This is a genomic window from Ralstonia pickettii (assembly GCF_016466415.2).
Lineage (GTDB): Bacteria > Pseudomonadota > Gammaproteobacteria > Burkholderiales > Burkholderiaceae > Ralstonia > Ralstonia pickettii.
The window spans coordinates 628476-646721 of record NZ_CP066771.1; the positions used below are offsets into that span (position 1 = coordinate 628476).

15 protein-coding genes are annotated in these 18246 nt (G+C 64.9%); 11 read left to right on the forward strand and 4 right to left on the reverse strand.

The window, feature by feature from the left end:
* Positions 1–10 precede the first annotated feature (10 nt).
* Both RP6297_RS02995 and RP6297_RS03000 read right to left on the reverse strand, forming a co-directional pair.
* The gene (locus RP6297_RS02995) at positions 11–637 is read right to left on the reverse strand and encodes a LemA family protein (RefSeq protein ID WP_009238908.1); all 627 of its coding nucleotides are present in this window, start codon (positions 635–637) and stop codon (positions 11–13) included.
* A 106-nt stretch (positions 638–743) separates the two neighbouring features.
* Positions 744–947 (reverse strand): hypothetical protein, encoded by a 204-nt coding sequence (locus RP6297_RS03000; RefSeq protein WP_009238907.1) that lies wholly within the window; start codon positions 945–947, stop codon positions 744–746.
* Between the two features lie 92 nt (positions 948–1039).
* Between RP6297_RS03000 and dapA the strand changes: the two genes are divergently transcribed.
* Entirely contained in the window at positions 1040–1948 is a 909-nt protein-coding gene (gene dapA, locus RP6297_RS03005) for a 4-hydroxy-tetrahydrodipicolinate synthase (protein WP_009238906.1), read from the forward strand.
* Between the two features lie 92 nt (positions 1949–2040).
* On the opposite strand, the gene hemL is transcribed toward dapA, so the two are convergent.
* Positions 2041–3342, reverse strand: a complete 1302-nt coding sequence (gene hemL / locus RP6297_RS03010; protein WP_009238905.1) for a glutamate-1-semialdehyde 2,1-aminomutase — start codon at positions 3340–3342, stop codon at positions 2041–2043.
* A 215-nt stretch (positions 3343–3557) separates the two neighbouring features.
* On the opposite strand from hemL, the gene RP6297_RS03015 reads away from it, so the two are divergent.
* From RP6297_RS03015 to RP6297_RS03040, 6 genes are all read left to right on the forward strand, one after another.
* Positions 3558–3740, forward strand: a complete 183-nt coding sequence (locus tag RP6297_RS03015; protein ID WP_003261842.1) for a rubredoxin — start codon at positions 3558–3560, stop codon at positions 3738–3740.
* Positions 3741–4032: 292 nt separating this feature from the next.
* Positions 4033–4530 (forward strand): response regulator, encoded by a 498-nt coding sequence (locus RP6297_RS03020; RefSeq protein WP_009238904.1) that lies wholly within the window; start codon positions 4033–4035, stop codon positions 4528–4530.
* A 30-nt stretch (positions 4531–4560) separates the two neighbouring features.
* On the forward strand, positions 4561–4929 hold the full coding sequence (locus RP6297_RS03025; RefSeq protein WP_004629647.1) for a response regulator: 369 nt from the start codon (positions 4561–4563) through the stop codon (positions 4927–4929).
* Between the two features lie 76 nt (positions 4930–5005).
* Complete coding sequence (locus RP6297_RS03030) at positions 5006–5551, forward strand: chemotaxis protein CheW (protein ID WP_009238903.1); 546 nt, start codon at positions 5006–5008, stop codon at positions 5549–5551.
* Positions 5552–5814: 263 nt separating this feature from the next.
* Positions 5815–8052, forward strand: a complete 2238-nt coding sequence (locus RP6297_RS03035) for a methyl-accepting chemotaxis protein (protein ID WP_009238902.1) — start codon at positions 5815–5817, stop codon at positions 8050–8052.
* Between the two features lie 89 nt (positions 8053–8141).
* On the forward strand, positions 8142–14180 hold the full coding sequence (locus RP6297_RS03040) for a hybrid sensor histidine kinase/response regulator (RefSeq protein ID WP_009238901.1): 6039 nt from the start codon (positions 8142–8144) through the stop codon (positions 14178–14180).
* 70 nt (positions 14181–14250) lie between these two features.
* On the opposite strand, the gene RP6297_RS03045 is transcribed toward RP6297_RS03040, so the two are convergent.
* Positions 14251–15807: a cryptochrome/photolyase family protein gene (locus RP6297_RS03045; protein WP_009238900.1), complete on the reverse strand. Its 1557-nt coding sequence runs from the start codon at positions 15805–15807 to the stop codon at positions 14251–14253.
* A gap of 79 nt (positions 15808–15886) precedes the next feature.
* Between RP6297_RS03045 and RP6297_RS03050 the strand changes: the two genes are divergently transcribed.
* The 4 genes from RP6297_RS03050 (at position 15887) to pyrR (ending at position 18241) form a co-directional block, all read left to right on the forward strand.
* Complete coding sequence (locus RP6297_RS03050; RefSeq protein WP_009238899.1) at positions 15887–16633, forward strand: pseudouridine synthase; 747 nt, start codon at positions 15887–15889, stop codon at positions 16631–16633.
* Between the two features lie 96 nt (positions 16634–16729).
* Positions 16730–17302 (forward strand): YqgE/AlgH family protein, encoded by a 573-nt coding sequence (locus RP6297_RS03055; protein WP_009238898.1) that lies wholly within the window; start codon positions 16730–16732, stop codon positions 17300–17302.
* Positions 17295–17726 (forward strand): Holliday junction resolvase RuvX, encoded by a 432-nt coding sequence (gene ruvX, locus RP6297_RS03060; RefSeq protein WP_009238897.1) that lies wholly within the window; start codon positions 17295–17297, stop codon positions 17724–17726. Before RP6297_RS03055 ends, ruvX begins: the two co-directional genes overlap by 8 nt.
* Positions 17723–18241: a bifunctional pyr operon transcriptional regulator/uracil phosphoribosyltransferase PyrR gene (pyrR, locus tag RP6297_RS03065; RefSeq protein WP_009238896.1), complete on the forward strand. Its 519-nt coding sequence runs from the start codon at positions 17723–17725 to the stop codon at positions 18239–18241. The genes ruvX and pyrR overlap by 4 nt, the downstream gene beginning before the upstream one ends.
* Positions 18242–18246: the final 5 nt, after the last annotated feature.

The window sequence follows — 18246 nt, forward strand, 5'->3', positions numbered from 1 at the left end:
CGTCAGCTCGTCAGAACTTCACTGCCGGGGCGGTGGAAATCCCCTTTTCGTTCTCGACCGTGAAGTTCGGCTTGACCTGGTAGCCCATCACCTTGGCCGTCAGGTTGGTCGGGAAGCTACGGGTCAGCACGTTGTAGTCCTGCACCGATTTGATGTAGCGCTGACGCGCCACGGTGATGCGGTTCTCGGTGCCTTCCAGTTGCGATTGCAGATCACGGAACGACTGGTCAGCCTTGAGTTGAGGGTAGTTCTCCGACACGGCCATCAGGCGCGACAGCGCGCTCGAAAGCTCGCCCTGCACCTGCTGGAATTTCTGGAACGCCGCCGGGTCGTTCAGGACCTCCGGCGTGATCTGGAAGCTGGTGGCTGCCGCGCGCGCCTTGGTTACGGCTTCGAGCGTGTCCTTTTCGTGGGACGCATAGCCCTTGACCGTATTCACCAGGTTGGGAATCAGGTCCGCACGGCGCTGGTACTGGTTGACCACCTCGGCCCAGGCAGCCTTGGTGGCCTCATCCTTCGCCTGGAAATCGTTATAGCCGCACGCAGACAGGAATGGCGCAACCAGCACGGCCAACGACAGCGTCAGCCAGCGCAGCACCGAAAAACGCGTCGAGCGGAAGGTCAGGGCAGGGGTCATGAAATCCTCTAGATCTTGAATCCGAAAAGAATGTGGCATGAGACCGACGTCGTTACATGACGTTTCAGCGCACTGTAGCTTATGCGCTTGACGCTCCAGTCACACATCAGTACGGTATGGAGACTTTTTTGACAATTTCCATGCGCGTGATTTCCCGTTCCTCGTCGATCAGCACGGCACCGGCCTTCAGCCTGTCGGTCGTGTCGACGCTCGCGCGCGCCAAAAAAGCCACCAAACAGCCGCTCGTCTGACCGGAGCGCTGTTCCGTCAGATGGGCGACGGAACAGCGGTTGACCGATACGTTAGACACGGTTGCCTCTCACCCGCATCTCGCGGGGCCGCATTCCCGAAGCGCTTCTGACGGTTCTTTGACCGGTCGTTGATTCGTCCAGGAGTGTTGTCGTGCTTGAAAATTCATCCATCAATCTGTACACCCGCGAGCGTCCGTCTTATGCGGGCATCTGGGTGCCCATCGTGACGCCGTTTGCCGATGACGCGGCACGGTCGGTGGACCACGGCGCCCTGTATACATTAGTGGTGCGGTATCGCGAGCTGGGCGTCGCGGGTTTCGTGGCGTGTGGCAGTACCGGTGAAGCCGCTGCGCTGACCGATCAGGAACAGGCCGACGTGCTCGATACGGTACGTGCCGCCGCCGACGGCTTACCCGTAGTGATGGGTGTCTCGGGCAGCGCTCTCGCATCGGTGCGCGAGCGGATGCTGCGCCTCGCTGAGCATCGGCCGGCAGCGTTCCTGATTCCCGCGCCTTCCTACATTCGGCCATCGCAGGACGGGATCATCGAATACTTCACCGCACTGGCCGACGCCTCGCCTGTGCCGGTGCTCTTGTACGACATTCCGTATCGCACCGGCGCAAACATCGACACCGAAACGCTGCTCGCGCTGGCGGCGCATCCCAACATCCACGGCATCAAGGATTGCGGCGGCGACGCGGACAAGACGCAGCGCCTGATCGCCGACGGGCGGTTGCAGGTGCTGGCCGGGGAAGATGCGCAGGTGTTCGGCACGCTGTGCGCCGGCGGTGTCGGGGCGATTATTGCTGCCGCGCATGTCCGCACGGAGCTGTTTGTCGAGATGGCAAGGGCGGTGCAGGAGCAGCGGTTGAACGATGCGCGGCGGTTGCATCACGCGCTGGCACCGGTGATTCGGTTGCTGTTTGCCGAGACGAACCCTGGGCCTTTGAAGGCTTGGCTGGCTGCCGAGGGGTTGATTCGCAATGTGTTGCGGGCGCCGATGATGATGGCTTCCGAGGGTTTGGGGCGGGAGTTAGGGGAGGTGGTTGGACGGGTTTGAGTTTTTTGTTGGTGGTCCATCCCCCTTTCAGTCCCGGCAGGGGATGAAACAGGGGATGCACCGCCAAGTCCCATCCCCCAAATACAAGAAACTCAAATACCCTTAAACGCCTTCCGGGCCGCCTCAAACGTCGCATCCAGAATCGCATCATCGTGCGTGGCGGACACGAAACCCGCCTCAAACGCGGACGGTGCCAGATAGACGCCCTGATCCAGCATCGCATGGAAGAACGCATTGAAGCGCCCAACATCGCTCTTGGTGACTTCAGCAAAGCTCGTCGGCACGCCTTCGCGGAAGTAGATGCCGAACATGCCGCCCACGCTGTCAGCGGCAAACGGCACGCCAGCCTCGCGCGCAATTTCGGCCAGCCCATCCACCAGTTTTCGTGTCTGGACAGCGAGCCTGTCATGGAAACCCTCCGCAGCAATCAGCCGCAGCGTGGTCAGGCCAGCCGCCACGGCCAGCGGATTTCCCGACAATGTGCCCGCCTGGTACACGTTGCCTAGCGGCGCCAGGAATCCCATGATGTCGCGGCGGCCACCAAACGCCGCGGCCGGCATGCCCCCGCCAATCACCTTGCCCAGGCACGTCAGGTCCGGCTTGATCCCGTACAGCGCCTGCGCGCAACCGAGCGCCACGCGGAAACCCGTCATCACCTCGTCAAAGATCAGCACGGCGCCGTGCTCGGTACACAGCGCGCGCATGGCCTGATGGAATTCGTTGCTGCCACGCACCAAGTTCATGTTGCCGGCCACCGGCTCGACGATCACGGCGGCGATTTCCTTGCCGTGGCGCGCGAACGCCTCGCGCAGCGCGGTGACGTCGTTGTATGGCAGCACCATCGTGTGCTTGACCACGTCTTCCGGCACGCCGGCGGAAGAGGGCGCGTTCTGCGTCGTATCGGCAAACGTCAGCAGGCCCGAACCGGCCTTGACCAGCAGGCTGTCGGCGTGACCGTGGTAGCAGCCCTCGAACTTGACGATCAGGTCACGCCCGGTAAAGCCGCGGGCCAGTCGCAGGGCGCTCATGGTCGCTTCGGTGCCCGACGACACGAGCCGCACCTGCTCGATCGACGGCACGAGCTTGCAGATTTCCTCGGCCATGACGACTTCGGCCTCGGTAGGCGCGCCGAACGAGAAGCTGTCGGCTGCCACGTCCTGCACGGCACGCACGACGTCCGGGTGCGCGTGTCCGACGATCATCGGGCCCCATGAGCCGACGTAGTCGATATAGCGCGTGCCGTCGGCGTCCCACAGGTACGGGCCGGCTGCCTTGGCAATGAAGCGCGGGGTGCCGCCCACCGAGCGGAAGGCGCGTACCGGCGAGTTCACTCCGCCGGGGATGGTCTTCTGGGCACGTTCAAACAGGGCGGCGCTGCGGGAGGGAGTCGACATGGAGGGTGTTCGGAGAGAGCGTGGCGCCGGGCTGAGCGGCGCTGCGGCACGGTTTAAAGGCGGTTCGAGGCGATTATGTGGTGGTTTGCCGCAGATCCGGGTTGGATGCGGTCAAACACCGTGTCTGCCCGGTGCCTGTTCTGGCGCAGCCGGGCGTGATTCGGTACCATCTGGCCTGCCATTTTAATAGACGGAACCCACCGAAGCTTTGCCCTATGGAACAACAGATTGAATACAAGACGTGGATGTGCCTGATTTGCGGCTGGATCTACGACGAAGAACAAGGCGCCCCGGACGACGGCATTGCGCCTGGCACGAAGTGGGAAGACGTGCCCATCAACTGGACGTGCCCCGAGTGCGGCGCGCGCAAGGAAGACTTCGAAATGGTGCAGATCTGATCCGGATCTGACCTGTCTCCCGTCAGCAAGTGAGTGTTTGCCCTCTTGCTGACAGCCAAGTATCAGGAAGTGACGGTTCGATGAATGGGCTCGTCGCTTCCATGCCACAAGCGCCCGGCGGACGGCCGGCGCCATTGACGGCGAATAGGTGACTTGTCACACTTCGTCAAATTCTGAGCTTCACACTTCATAAGCGGGCCGGGGGGCGTAGTTTTGAAGTCGTCGCCAGCGTGGGCCTTTTCCGTTTGGAGGGCACGCTGCGTGGCGATTTGCCGCGATCCATCCGGTCAGAATGTCGTGGCGACCCGTGGTCGCGCACTGCGAGAACATGATGCAATCCGCGCGGGTGGAACAACTGGCTGACTCTCAACCGCTGGCGAACTCTCCGCTGGCGCATTCCCTGACAGGCTGCAAAGTGCTGGTAATCGACGATTCCAGCACCATTCGCCGTACCGCGCAGATTTTCCTCACCCAGGCCGGGTGCCAGGTCGTGCTGGCCGAAGACGGCTTCGACGCACTGGCCAAGGTGGGTGACCTGAAGCCCGATCTCGTGTTCTGCGACATCCTGATGCCCAATCTAGACGGCTACCAGACCTGCTCGCTGATCAAGAAAAGCCCAAAGTTTCATGCCACGCCTGTGATCATGCTGTCTTCGCGCGACGGAATTTTTGACCGCGCGCGGGGCAAGTCGGTCGGGGCGGTGGACCATCTCGCCAAGCCGTTCTCGAAGGAAGCGCTGCTGGAGGCGGTCCAGACGCATTTGCCGGTGGCGCAAGCCGCCGCGCAGTGACGGCATCTCTCTTAATGAAGGACTGTTTGTATGGCAATCAAGAAAGTGTTGGTGGTCGATGATTCTCCGACCGAAGCGCTGCACCTGTCGGAGATTCTCGGCAAGAACGGTTTCAAGGTGACGGTCGCTGCCGATAGCGAGCAGGCCATGACCAAGCTCGAAGCCGAAACCTTCGACCTGATCCTGATGGACGTGGTGATGCCGGGCCAGAACGGCTACCAGGCAACCCGCGCCATCAAGAAGGACGAGCGCTTCCAGGGCATCCCCGTGATCATGTGCACGACCAAGGGCCTGGAGACCGACCGCGTGTGGGGTATGCGCCAGGGCGCATCGGACTACATCGTCAAGCCGGTGAAGGCCGAAGAGCTGCTCGAGAAGATCGCCAAGCTGGCGCAGTGATGCTGCGACAGTTCGTTTAGAAGCGCGACGTCGAGACCGCGCGCAGCAAAGACCCAGCACCGGACATGAGCCAGACGTGAACGAACAGCGCACCAACCTGACCTCCCGCCAGCGCCTGCACGAATACCAGGCGATGCTGGCCCGCCGCCTGCAGGAGGCGCGCGCCAAGTCGGCGACGGAAGGCTTTCTGGGCGTGCAGATCGGCGAGCACCACTGGCTGCTGTCGCTGACCGAAACCGGCGAGGTGCTGGACTACCAGCCGCCCGCACGCGTGCCGCTCACACAGCCGTGGTACCTCGGTCTCGTGAACGCGCGCGGCAATCTGCTCGGCGTGATCGATTTCGGCCTGTTCTGCGGTGAAGCGCCGACGGGCAGTGGCAGCGGCGCCAAGATCGTGGTGCTGTCCAAAGACCCGCAGCGTGCGTGCGCGATTGTCGTGCCGCGCGTGGCCGGCCTGCGCAGCCTGAGCGATCTGCAGCCTGCGGAAGCCACGGCGGAAGTGGGGCGCCCGTGGTTGGGACGCGCCTGGAGCGATGCGCAGGGCACGCAATGGCGCGAACTGGATGTGCGGCAGTTGCTGGCCGATCCGGCGTTCCTGCAGGTCGGTCGCAGCCGCACGTAAAGCGAGTGGGCAATCAGGCCGTAGAGCCGTAGAGCACACGAGAAAGAAAGATTGGGCACGCCGCAACGGGAGCGGCGTGTGCAGGGGCAAGAGGCGGTGCGAGGCGCGTGCAACAGGGCGCGCCAGGTGGCCAAGGTGTATTCACGGGCATCGCCGAAGGTGCGTACCACGCCAGATGGAACAAGGCGCGGACGCGGACGGGAAATCCATGCGGCTGATCTCGACAGAACGGGACGGCAGCATCGACAAGAAAAGAGGGTCCTATGGGGTTCAAGTGGTTCAACGCAGGTCGCCGTGCCGGTGAGGCAGGGGCGCCGGAGGTTGCAGCGGAGGGCGCGTCGGCGGCTTCCGTGCAGTTGGCGCAGTTGGACAATGCGTCCCATACGGATGACGACAATCCTGCTGGCACGCCCACGCAACTGGGCCGCTCGCCCATGGATGCCGTGGTCGGCTGGATGGAGCGCGTGCCGTTTGCCGCGCAGCAGCGCGTGTTCACGATCGGCCTGGTGGTCGGTCTGCTGGCCCTGCTGATCTCGGTGTACCTGGATAACCGCCAGGCCAACAACGGTTCGGTGCAGATTGAAATTGCCGGTGACACGCTGATGCACTCGCAGCGTCTGGCCAAGGCGGTGCCGGTTGCGCTGCTGGGTAACACCAACGCATTCGCCCAGCTCAAGGAGAGCCGCGCGCGTCTGCAGGAAAACCTCGATGCGCTGAAGAACGGCAACTCCGAGCGCGGTGTACGCGCCTCGGGTGGCGATGCCGAAGCGCTGCTCGACAAGTCGATCGAAGAGTGGAAGCGCAGCGACAAGAGCGCCCAGGCCATTCTGGCGCAGGAAAAGACGCTGGTGGCGGTGGGTAAGACGCTGAACGTGTTCAACGCGTCGAACCCCGAACTGCTGGAAGAAGCCGAGCAGATCTCGTCGATGAAGCTGCAGACCAACGCGCCGGCGCGTGAAGTGGCCGCCTCGTCGCAGCTGGTGATGTTGACGCAGCGTCTGGGTAAGAACATGAACGAGTTCCTGGCCGGCGAAGGCGTGAACCCGGAAACGGCGTTCCTGCTCGGTAAGGACACCAACACCTTCCGCGAAACCCTGAACGGCCTGCTCAACGGCTCGGAAGCGCTGCGCCTGTCGGCTGCCACCGATGCCGAGACGAAGGGCTACCTGCAAGAGCTGTCGACCCGCTTCGACAACGTGCAGAAGACCACGCAGATCATTCTGGAAAACCTGCCGGGCCTGATCGCTGCCAAGCGCGCCCAGCAGCAGATCTTCAACGACAACGAAAAGCTGCGTGCCGACCTGTCGGACCTGCAGTCGGCCTATGCCGGCAGCGTGCGCAGCCGTCCGGTGACGCTCGGTGCGGTGGTGCTGTCGGCCATCCTGACCGTGGTCTGCCTGGCTGGCCTGGCCGCCCTGTACCTGCGCGATTCGCGCGTGCGTACGATGGAAGCAGAAGCCCGTCAGCGCGAAGCTGAAGAGCGCCGGATGGTGGAAAAGCGCAACAACGACTCCACCCAGGCTGCAATTCTGCGTCTGATGAACGAGCTGCAGGACATTGCAGACGGTGACTTGACCAAGCAGGCCACCGTGTCGGAAGACATTACCGGCGCCATCGCCGACTCGGTGAACTACACCGTGGAAGAACTGCGCGAGCTGGTCGGCCGGGTGCAGCAGACGGCCGAGCAGGTGACGCAGGCATCGTCGGCGGTGCAGACCACGTCGGAAAGCCTGGTGGCCGCGTCGGAAGAACAATCGCGCCAGATTCGCCAGACCGGTCAGTCGGTGGTGGAGATGGCGGACCGCATTACGCAGGTCTCGCGCGGCGCAGCCGAATCGGCCAACGTCGCACGCGCCTCGCTGGCTGCTGCCGAGCAAGGTCAGCAGGCCGTGCAGAACGCCATCACGGGCATGAACGACATCCGTGATCAGATTCAGGAAACCTCGAAGCGGATCAAGCGCCTGGGCGAGTCGTCGCAGGAGATCGGTGAAATCGTTGAGCTGATCTCGGACATTACCGAGCAGACCAACGTGCTGGCACTGAACGCGGCGATCCAGGCCGCATCGGCTGGTGAAGCGGGCCGCGGCTTCTCGGTGGTGGCAGAAGAAGTGCAGCGCCTGGCAGAACGCTCTGCCGAGGCAGCCAAGCAGATCGGGGCGCTGATCCGCACCATCCAGACCGACACGCAAGACGCGGTTCACGCCATGGAGCGCAGCACGGCGGGTGTGGTGGAAGGGGCGAAGCTGTCCGATAACGCCGGTGCCGCACTGGTGGAGATCGGCCGCGTGTCGCGCCAGCTTGCCGAACTGATTGAGAGCATTTCGCAGACGACGTCGCACGAAGCGACGCTGGCTTCGGACGTTGCGCAGAACATCGAACAGATCCTGCATATCACGGAGCAGACCTCCACGGGTACGCGCCAGACCGCACAGTCGGTGCGCCAGCTGACGCAGCTTGCTGAAGAACTGCGTGACTCCGTGGCGCGGTTCCGCATCGCCTGATCTCGTCACCACTGGATTTCGGGCGGGAACGCCGAAGGGGCCACCCCGGGGCAATCGCGGCAACCGCCACCTGCTTTTTGGAAGCACACATGCGTCATCAATCTGCCGCCGAGCCCGCCCAGTCCCATCCTGCCTCGCTTGAGGCGACCGGGGCCCCCGCGGTTCGTCCGAAAGCCGCCGTGCCCGCACGTGATCTCTCCGCGCTGGCGTGGGTTGCGCCCAACATGCGCGCCGCGCTCGACGATGCCGTGCGCGAGTTCGGCGAATACGCAGCCGATGTCATCGCCGATCCGGAGGTCATCGGTGCGCGCGATACGACATCGCTGCGCCTGGCCGGCCAGTATCTGCACCAGGCCGCCGGCGCGCTGTTGATCGTCGGCCTGCGCGGTGTCGACGTGTATTGCCAGGCCGCCAAGCGCCTGCTTGAGGCAGTGGATGCCGGCACCGTTCCAGCCGACGCCCAGACGCTGGATGTGTTCTCGCGCGCCGTGCAGGCGTTGCAGGAATACGTGGCCGACCTGATGGCCGGTATGGGCGAAGAGCCGCTGCGCCTGTTCCAGCCGTATCAGGCCGTGCTGACCCGCCTGGGCGAAGAGCGCATCCATCCGGCCGACCTGTGGGCCGATGAGTTGCGGCACCTGCCGGCGCTACTGCTGCCCTCGCGCGATCTGCCGGGCCTGGCGCGCCTGCGCCGCAAGTTCGAGCTCGCCTTGCTGACCGCGCTGCGGGCGCCGGCCTCGAACGCCGATGGAGCGGTGGTGGATCCGTCGGCCGCCGCAGCGGCCTACGCCCCGCTGGAAGACCTGCTGCATGGCATCCGCGCGCTTGAGCGTGAACCGCGCCGCGCCGGAGACGATCTGCACCGCGATCTGTGGCTCGTGCTGGCCCTGACCTTTGGTGCCCTGCGTGCTGGCCTGGTGCCGGCCGACATGACCGCCAAGCGCCTCGCCGCACGCGTCAACCTGCTGCTGCGCCAGTACTCGCACAACAATGTCCATCTGCCGCAAGGCCTGCTGACCGACGCGCTGTATTTGCTGGCCGGCATGGCGTACAGCAACGCGCCGGCAACGCCGGTGGGCGACGACACGCTCGGCCCGGACATCGTGGCGTGTGTTGAGGCCTTTGCGATTCCGCCTACGCACGCACCGGCTGGCGCACTGCACACGCGCCAGTATTACGCGCTGCTGCCGACGGATACCAGCGACACGCTGCAACGCGTCGGCCGCTCGCTCGAAACACTGAGCCAACAACCTGCGCCCGCTGCGGACGAACTCGACGCTGCACTGCAGACGCTGGCGCTGCATGCCGATGCGCTCGGTCAGCCGGCGCTGTCTGAGCTGTCGAATCGCCTGACCGAAGCTGCCGGGCAGGACGTTGCCCCTACGCTGCAATTCCTATCGCGCATGCTGGCCCGCCCGTGGGCGCTGCATGGTGAATCCGGCGATTTGCGCAGCGCGTGGTTTGCCGCTCGCTGCAGTGAATTGGCCGAACACGCCCGCGTCGCGCAAGACGGTCAGGCCGTGCCGGCACCTGCATGGCTCACGCTGCTGGCCGGAGAAGCTGTGCAACGCCGCACGCGTGCTGAACAGGTTCGCGCACTGCAAACGCAGCTGGCATCCGCCGAAACGCACCTCGATGCTTTCGAGCGCGAAGGCGAAGAAAGCGGCGGTCTTCAGGAAGCCGCCCGTCTGTTCGGCGAGATGCAAAACGCCTTCGCCGCGCTGGACGCCTATGAGGCGGTGCATGCCACCGAAGCTGCGCAGTCGACCATCAACGCTCTACAAGCTGCGGGCGAAGGCGCAACCGCCGATCGCGAACGCTACCTGGCCGCGCTGGCCGCCAACGTCAGCGGCCTGCAGGCCCTGCTGGATGCACTCTCCGCCGGCACAGAGTTGACCGGTGGCCAAGTCGACGAGATCGTCATCGAAGGCCAGTTGACCCCGAATGCGCGCGAGACCGCATGGCGCGAGTTCGTCTTCGATACCGAATCCGGCATGCTGGCCCGCCGCGAGCCTCAGTCCGAAACGCAGTCCGGCGCAGACGCGGCCAACGCCGATGCGGCGTCGCCGCTGCAATCGTTGCTCGATCGCCTGCTGGCCAAGCAACCGGTCGACCCGACCGACCCGCTGGCTGCGGAGCTGCGCACTGCGCTGCAGGAAGCGCGCGATGCCGCCGCCATCGACGACGATCCGGCTCGCCGACGCCGCCTGGAAGAGGCGCTGGCCCAGTTCGATGCATGGCAGGTTGGCAGCCCCGGCGCGCTTGAGCGGATGCAGGCCGCATTGGCTGCACCGGTTGCCGCGCCTGCCGCCGCCGCACCTGCGCCAACTGCCGCACGGGATACCCAATCCATTGATGCCGAGCTGCTCGACATCTTCCTGTCTGAAGCCGAAGAAGTGCTAGCCGGCGTGCGCGCCGATCTGCAGGGTCTGCAGGCCGCTGCCGACATGGGCACCGGCGGTCTGGCTGCCGGTTCGGACCTGGACTTGCTTACGCAGCTGCGCCGCGCGTTCCACACGCTCAAGGGCTCGGGCCGCATGGTCGGGCTCACGCGCTATGGCGAAGCGGCCTGGGCCATCGAGCAGGTGATGAATGTCTGGCTGGCCGAGAGCCGTGTGCCGACGCCTGACCTGGCCGCGCTCCTCACGCGCGCCGAGTCCGAGTTGTCGACGTGGGCCGCTGCCATCGCGCAAACGCCCCAAGCCGATCACGCCATCGAACCGCTGGTCGCCGCCGCAGAGCGCGTGCGCCATGGCGGCCCATTCGTGTGGCTGGAGGCCGTGCCGACGTCTGAGCCAGCCGAAGCTGCTCCGGCCGCTGAATACGCAGAGCCGCATCGGGTGGAAGCGCCGGCGGCTGAAACCGCATCGCACGACGCAGTCGCTGAACCGTCGTTGGAATTGGCCGCGCCGGATGCCCCCGTTGCTGAAGCCGAAGACGCGGTCGCGCTCACATGGGACGACGAACCAGCGATCCCTGAAGCCGAGGCGCCGGTGTCCGACGCCACCGCACCGGTCGTCGAGCATGAGGGCGTCGAGCCGGTTACAGAGCACGTTGAAGAGGCGCATCAGGAAGCCGCCGCTGAACCGCTTGCCGCCGATGCCGACGCCAAGGTGATCCCATTCCCGTTCGCGCAGACCGGCGAGCCGGAAGAGTTACCGCACGACGATGGTGTAAAGGAGATTGGTCCGGTCCGCATCAGCGTGGCGCTGTACAACGTCTACCTGCAGGAAGCCGATGATCTGATCCGCCGCCTGGGTGTGGATTTCTCGGAGTGGCGCCACGAAGGCCGCACGCCGCCGAGCGAGCTGGCCCTGCGCGCCGCGCACACGCTGCAAGGCAGTTCCGCCGTGGTTGAGCTGGAGCCCGTGCGCCAGTTGGCTGGGGCGCTGGAGCAGGTGCTGTTGAACCTGAACAGCCGGCCAGTGGCGATGCATCCGGGCGATTTCCGTCTGCTCGATCAAGCCGTCGAGCGCATGCGCGGCATGCTGCATCAATTTGCCGCCAGCCTGTGGCCGGACACTGACGAGCCGCTGCGCCGCAGCCTGGACGAGCTGTGCGAGCGCCTGCTCGTGCGGCCGCGCCTGCCGCTGGAGCCGGCACCCGCTGCCTTCTCCGAAGCCGAACAGGCCGAGAATGAAACTGCCGGTTCGGCTGGCGAGCCCGAGTTTGACCCGGCACCGGTTGCGCCGACGTTCGTGCCGGTGCACGAGTCGCCGGTTGCCGAACCTGCCGTGGGTGAACTGGTCCGCCAGGCGCCGGCAGACGCGCTCGACCCGGCGCTGCTTGAGATCTTCCTGGAAGAAGCGCACGTCGCGCTGCCCGAGCTGGGTCAGCATCTGCGCGCTTGGGAAGCCGCGCCGCAAGACCGCAATGCCGCCGGCCTCCTCCTGCGCAACCTGCACACCGTCAAGGGCAGTGCGCGCATGGCCGGTGCCATGACGCTGGGTCAGGCCGCGCACGAAATGGAAAGTGCCATTGAAGGCGGCCTGCGGCAGAACCGCGTGGACGACGCGCTGTTCCGCAAGCTCTACGTGTGGTTCGACCGCATTCAAGCGCACGTCGATGCGCTGGGCGCGGGCAACCTGCTGCCGCTCGATGCCGGCCTTGCGGATGCCGCCGATGCCACGCAGGCATCGTCCGAAACGCAAAGCCCGTCCGGTAGTTCGATGCTGCCTGCAGTGGCCGCCACCAGCGTAGATTTGGCCGGCACGCGCAGCCCCGAAGCCGAGGCGCTGGAAGTGGCCGAACGCCAGCGCGCGATGGTGCGGGTGCAGGCGCGTGCGCTCGATTCGCTCATCAACGATGCGGGTGAAGTCGGAGCGGCGCGTGCGCGCCTTGAGTCGGAAGTCGATGCGCTGAAGACCTATCTGTCGGAACTGAACGACAACGTGGCGCGTTTGCGCTCGCAGGTGCGTGAGATCGAAATCCAGGCCGAAACGCAGATGGAGTCGCGCATTGCTGATGCGGCTGCGCACGACGAGTCGTTCGACCCGCTGGAGTTCGACCGATTCACGCGCTTGCAGGAACTCACGCGGATGATGGCCGAGTCCGTCAACGACGTGGCGACGGTGCAGCAGAACTTGTTCCGCGGTTTCGATCAGGCATCGCTCGATCTGGAAACGCAGGCGCGCCTCACGCGCGGTCTGCAGCGCAGCCTGATGCGTGCGCGCATGGTGCAGTTCGATACCGTGGCCGACCGTCTGTATCGCGTGGCGCGCCAGGCAGCAGCGGAAACCGGCAAGGAAGTCCGGCTGTTCATCAAGGGCGGTACGGTAGAACTGGATCGCAGCGTGCTGGACCGCATGGGCGGCCCGCTGGAACACATGATTCGGAATGCGGTTGCGCACGGCATTGAATCGGCCGACGAGCGCCGCGCCAAGGGCAAGGCACCCGCCGGTGAACTGACGCTCGAAGTGCAGCAGGAAGGTAACGAAGTCGTCCTGCACTTCGTCGACGACGGCGCGGGCCTGAACCTCGATCGCATCCGCGCGCGTGCGTTGGAGCGTCAACTGCTGGCTGCCGACGAAGAAGCCAGCGACGCGCGCCTCACCGAGATGATCTTCACGCCGGGCTTCTCCACGGCCGATCAGGTGTCGGAACTGGCCGGCCGCGGCGTGGGCATGGACGTGGTGCGTGCGGAAACCGTCGCCCTGGGCGGCCGGATTTCGCTGCAGACCACGCCGGAAGTCGGTACGCGCTTCACCATCCACCTGCCGCTGACGACTGCGATTACGCAGGTGCTGCTGGTGCGTGTGAGCGAGCGTGTGTACGCGATTCCGTCGGGCATGATCGACCACGTGCAGCAACTGCGCCCGCAGGCGCTGGCCGAGGCGTACAACGCCGCCGCGCTGCAACTGCCGACGGGCCCCGTGCCGTTCCACTACTTTGGCGCGCTGCTTGAAGAAGCGACGTCTGTCACAAGCGGGCGCAAGTACTCGCCGGCCGTGGTCGTGCGCAACGGTGCTGACCGCGCCGCCGTGCATGTCGATGAAGTGATCGGCAACCGCGAAGTCGTGGTCAAGCACATTGGCCCGCACCTTGCGCGTCTGGAAGGTATTGCCGGTGCAACGACGCTGGGCGACGGCGAGATCGTGCTGATCTACAACCCTGTGGTGCTCACGCAGCGCTTTGAGCGCGAAGCGGTTGCACGCAGCCTGTCAGACCCGGAAGCCACGGGCGCCGTGGCCGAGCTGCAGCGCGACGGCAGCACCGACGCCGTGCCGGGCCTCGCCACACAGCCGATCGTCATGGTGGTCGACGATTCGCTTACGGTGCGCAAGGTCACGCAGCGTTTGCTTACGCGCTCCGGCTACCAGGCCGTGCTCGCACGCGACGGTGTGGATGCGCTGCGTCAGTTGCAGGAGATCACGCCCGACGCAATGCTCGTCGACATCGAAATGCCGCACATGGATGGTTTCGACCTCACACGCAACGTGCGTGCGGACGAACGTATCGGCGCCACGCCAATCATCATGATCACCTCGCGTACGGCGGACAAACACCGCCGTTACGCAGCGGAGATCGGCGTGAACGTCTACCTGGGCAAGCCGTACAACGAAGAGGAGTTGCTACAGCATCTGCGCAACCTCATCGGCGAGCGCGCACCGGCGGCCAAGGCAGGCTGACGAGACGCTTCGCAGAAACAACTACGGGCCGGTAACACACCGGCCCGTAGTTTTTGGCGGGTGGTGATCTTCAATCGTCGGCGCCGGCTTTGCTGAGTGCCGCAGCCTCAGCGCCCGATGTGCGATGTGCCTTGGTGACGGCATAGCGGTCGAGCGTTGCTGCGCGGGCGGCCGCGTGGTCGACGATGGGCAGCGGATACGTCTCGCCCAGTACCACGCTTGCTTCCTTCAACACATTGGCCGGTGCCGTCCATGGCGCATGGATGTACTTGTCGGGCAGCTTCGCCAGTTGCGGCAGGTACTTGCGGATGAAGCGGCCTTGCGGGTCGAACTTCTCCGATTGCGTGACGGGGTTGAAGATGCGGAACCACGGTTGCGCGTCGCACCCACTGGACGCGGCCCACTGCCAGCCGCCGTTGTTGGCGGAAAAGTCGAAATCGTTGAGCACGTCGGCAAAATACTGCTCGCCGCGCCGCCAGTCGATACCAAGATCCTTGATGAGAAAACTGGCCGCGACCATGCGCAGGCGGTTGTGCATGTAGCCGCTCTGGAAAATCTGCAGCATGGCCGCATCGACGAGCGGATAACCGGTGCGCGCGGCCTTCCACGCTTCAAAGCGCGCGTCGCCAGTGTCGCCGTCCACCCAGCGGATACGATCGAATTCCGGATGGAACGCGGCGCCGTCGGCCAGATCGGGGCGGTGGTGCAGGATCATGAAATAGAAATCCCGCCAGACCAGTTCCGACAGCCACGTCGCCGCGCCCCGGCTGCCGCGCAGCATGGAGGCATGGGCACGCGCGGCCAGCGTGCGGATCGACACGGTGCCAAAGCGCAAATGCGTTGACAGATAGCTGGGCCCGCGCACGGCGGGAAAGTCGCGGCGCGCATGGTAGTCGTCCATGCGCTCTTCAAATTCGTCGAGCAGGGTTTGCCCGCCCGACATGCCGCTGGGCAGGGCGATTTCCGACAGATTGGTGCGGGCGAAGCCCATCGCTTCCAGCGCCGGCGTTGGGTGCGCAAGTGCCTCAGGCGGCTTCGCCAGCGCGCCGAAGTAGGGCTCTGTCGGATACGCGCGCAAGTCGAACGGCGTCAGCGCGGCCAACCAGGCGTTCTTGTAAGGCGTGAAGACGCCGTACGGTTTGCCTTGCCCATTCAGGATCTCGTCGCGCTCGAAGATCACCTGATCCTTGAAGTCGAACCAAGCGCACGGCTGCTGCGCCAATGCTTTGCGCACCGCTTCGTCGCGGGCTTGTGCAGAAGGTTCTTCATCATGGTTGGCGAAAACCGCTTCGACGTTGAGCTGGCGCGCGATCTCCGGAATCGCGTGGCGTGGGTGGTCATGGACGACGATCAGGTCGCCGCCGGTCTCGCGCAATGCGCCGCGGAGTTCTTCGATGGACGCACGGATGAACTCGACGCGGCGGTCGGACTTGAGCCCGCGCGCAAGCAGCGCGTCGAGGATGTCGCGATCGAACACGAACACGCAATAGACCTCGCGGCAGTGCCGCAAGGCATAATGCAGCGCCGCGTGGTCAACGTGCCGCAGATCGCGCCGGAACCACACCAGACCACGCTGGAAGTGCGCTCCGATGTTGTAAGGCTGGCGGCTTGGGGCGGTGGAAGGCATCGGATGGAATCGGTTGCTCTTTAGACTGGCGGAGCGTATCGCAAAATTCGCCCCTTTTTGTTTTGTTCACGTTGTTGTCATGGCTGATTCTTCCCGTCTTCCGCTGTATCGCATCCTCCAATCCCAGGGTTTCGGCACCCGCCGCTATTGCAAGGACCTCGTCCTCGCGGGGCTGGTCTTCGTCAACGGCGTCGAGATGGAAAGCCCCGATGCGCTGGTCGATACCGCCGGCCTGGTCCTGGATGTCGACGGCGAACGCTGGGCATACCACGCCCGCGCCTATCTGATGCTCAACAAGCCGGCCGGCGTGGAGTGCTCGCAAAAGCCGAAACATCATCCGAGCGTGTACACGCTGCTGCCGGTGCCGCTGCGCGAGCGCGCCGTGCAGTGCGTCGGGCGGCTCGACCAGGACACCACGGGGTTGCTGCTGCTGACCGACGACGGCCAGTTCGTCCACACCATCACCAGCCCGCGCCACCAGGTGCCCAAGGTGTACGAGATCACCACCGCCGAGCCCGTGACCGAGGCGCAGATCGCCCAGCTGTGCGCCGGCGTGCTGCTGGCTGACGAAAATGAAAACGTTGCCGCCGCCTGGGCCGAGCGCGTCGGCACGCACCACTTGCGCATGGCGCTCACGCAGGGCAAATACCACCAAGTGAAACGCATGGTGGCCGCCGCCGGTAACCATGTGGCTGGCTTGCACCGCAGCGCCATTGGCGGGTTGTCGCTGGGGGATCTGGCGCCGGGCGAATGGCGCTGGCTGGAAGCCGCCGATCTGGAAGCGCTAAACACCACGCCACCCCATGCAACCGGGCCAAGTGCCTGAAGCGGCACAATGCGTAATCCCAAAAAACCTTGCGCTGAAGGCCGATTCCTCCAAATGAGAGGGGCAGCGGCCGGGGGCTTTTGGTAAACTCCCCCCATGGCCTCGCCTGACGCACTTATCAATCTCACGAATCAGTTCCTGATCGCTATGCCCGGCATGGCGGACTCCACGTTTTCGGGCACGGTCGTGTACATGTGCGAGCACAACGAGCGCGGTGCGCTTGGGCTCGTCATCAACCGCCCCATCGACATCGACTTGGCGACGCTGTTCGACAAGATCGACCTCAAGCTCGAAATCCATCCCCTGGCAGAACAATCCGTGTACTACGGCGGCCCGGTGCAGACCGAGCGCGGGTTTGTGCTGCACGACGCCACGGGCGCGTATTCGTCGTCGCTGGCGGTCCCTGGCGGGCTGGAAATGACCACCTCCAAGGATGTGCTGGAAGCCGTCGCCCAGGGCGGCGGCCCCCACCGTTTCATCCTGACCCTCGGGTATGCCGGCTGGAGTGCCGGTCAACTGGAAGACGAAATCAGCCGCAACGGCTGGCTGACCGTCCAGGCCGATCCCGAGATCATCTTCAACGTGCCTCCGGAAGCGCGGTTTGCCGCGGCGCTGAATCTGCTCGGCATCAACCCCGCCATGCTGTCGGGTGAGGCCGGGCATGCCTGAGCCGGCACGTCCGGCCCCCGCTCCCATGCCCGCAGAAGGCACCTTGCTGGCATTCGATTACGGCGAAAAGCGCATTGGCGTGGCGCTCGGCAATTCCATCACGCGTTCGGCACGGGCGCTGGAAACCATTCCGAACCGCTCGGTCGATTTCCGCTTCGCGCAGATCAGCCGGCTGGTCGGAGAATGGCAGCCTGTGGGTTTTGTGGTCGGCATGCCGGTCCACCCCGACGGAGAGGAACAGCCGATGATCAAGCTCGCCAAGCGCTTCGGCAATCAATTGCACGGCCGCTATGGTCTGCCGGTCACCTGGGTGGATGAGCGTTATTCGTCCATCGCTGCGCAGGATGCCGGTGCCTCCGACGATGTGCTCGACGCAGAAGCCGCGCGCATCATCCTCCAACAGTTTTTCGACGAACACGCATGACATCGCAACAGATCGATGCCGAGGCGCTGTACCAGAGCCTCGTTGCACAACTGCGCACGCGGCTGGCCGACGGCCACACCTGGTCGGTGGCCGGCATTGTCAGCGGCGGCGCCTGGATCGCCAAGCGGCTGGCGCATGACCTTGGCCTGCCGGAATACGGCGTCGTCAACGTTGCCATGCACCGCGACGACTACGCGAAGAAGGGCCTGCACGCCAAGGCGCAACCGACCACGCTGCCGTTCGATGTGAACGAGCGCCGCATCCTCCTGGTGGACGACGTGCTGGCCAGCGGCCGCACCATCCGCGCGGCCATCAACGAGCTGTTCGACTACGGCCGTCCGGCGGCGGTGGAACTGGCCGTGCTGGTCGACCGCGGTGAACGCCAACTGCCTGTTGCGCCGGATTACATCGGGGAACGCATCACGCTGCCCGCCGATGAATCGCTCGTGCTGAGCGAAGCCGGCGAGGGCGCTGCCGCGCGCTTCACCTTCACGCGCGAGCCCAAGGGCACCTGACTTCA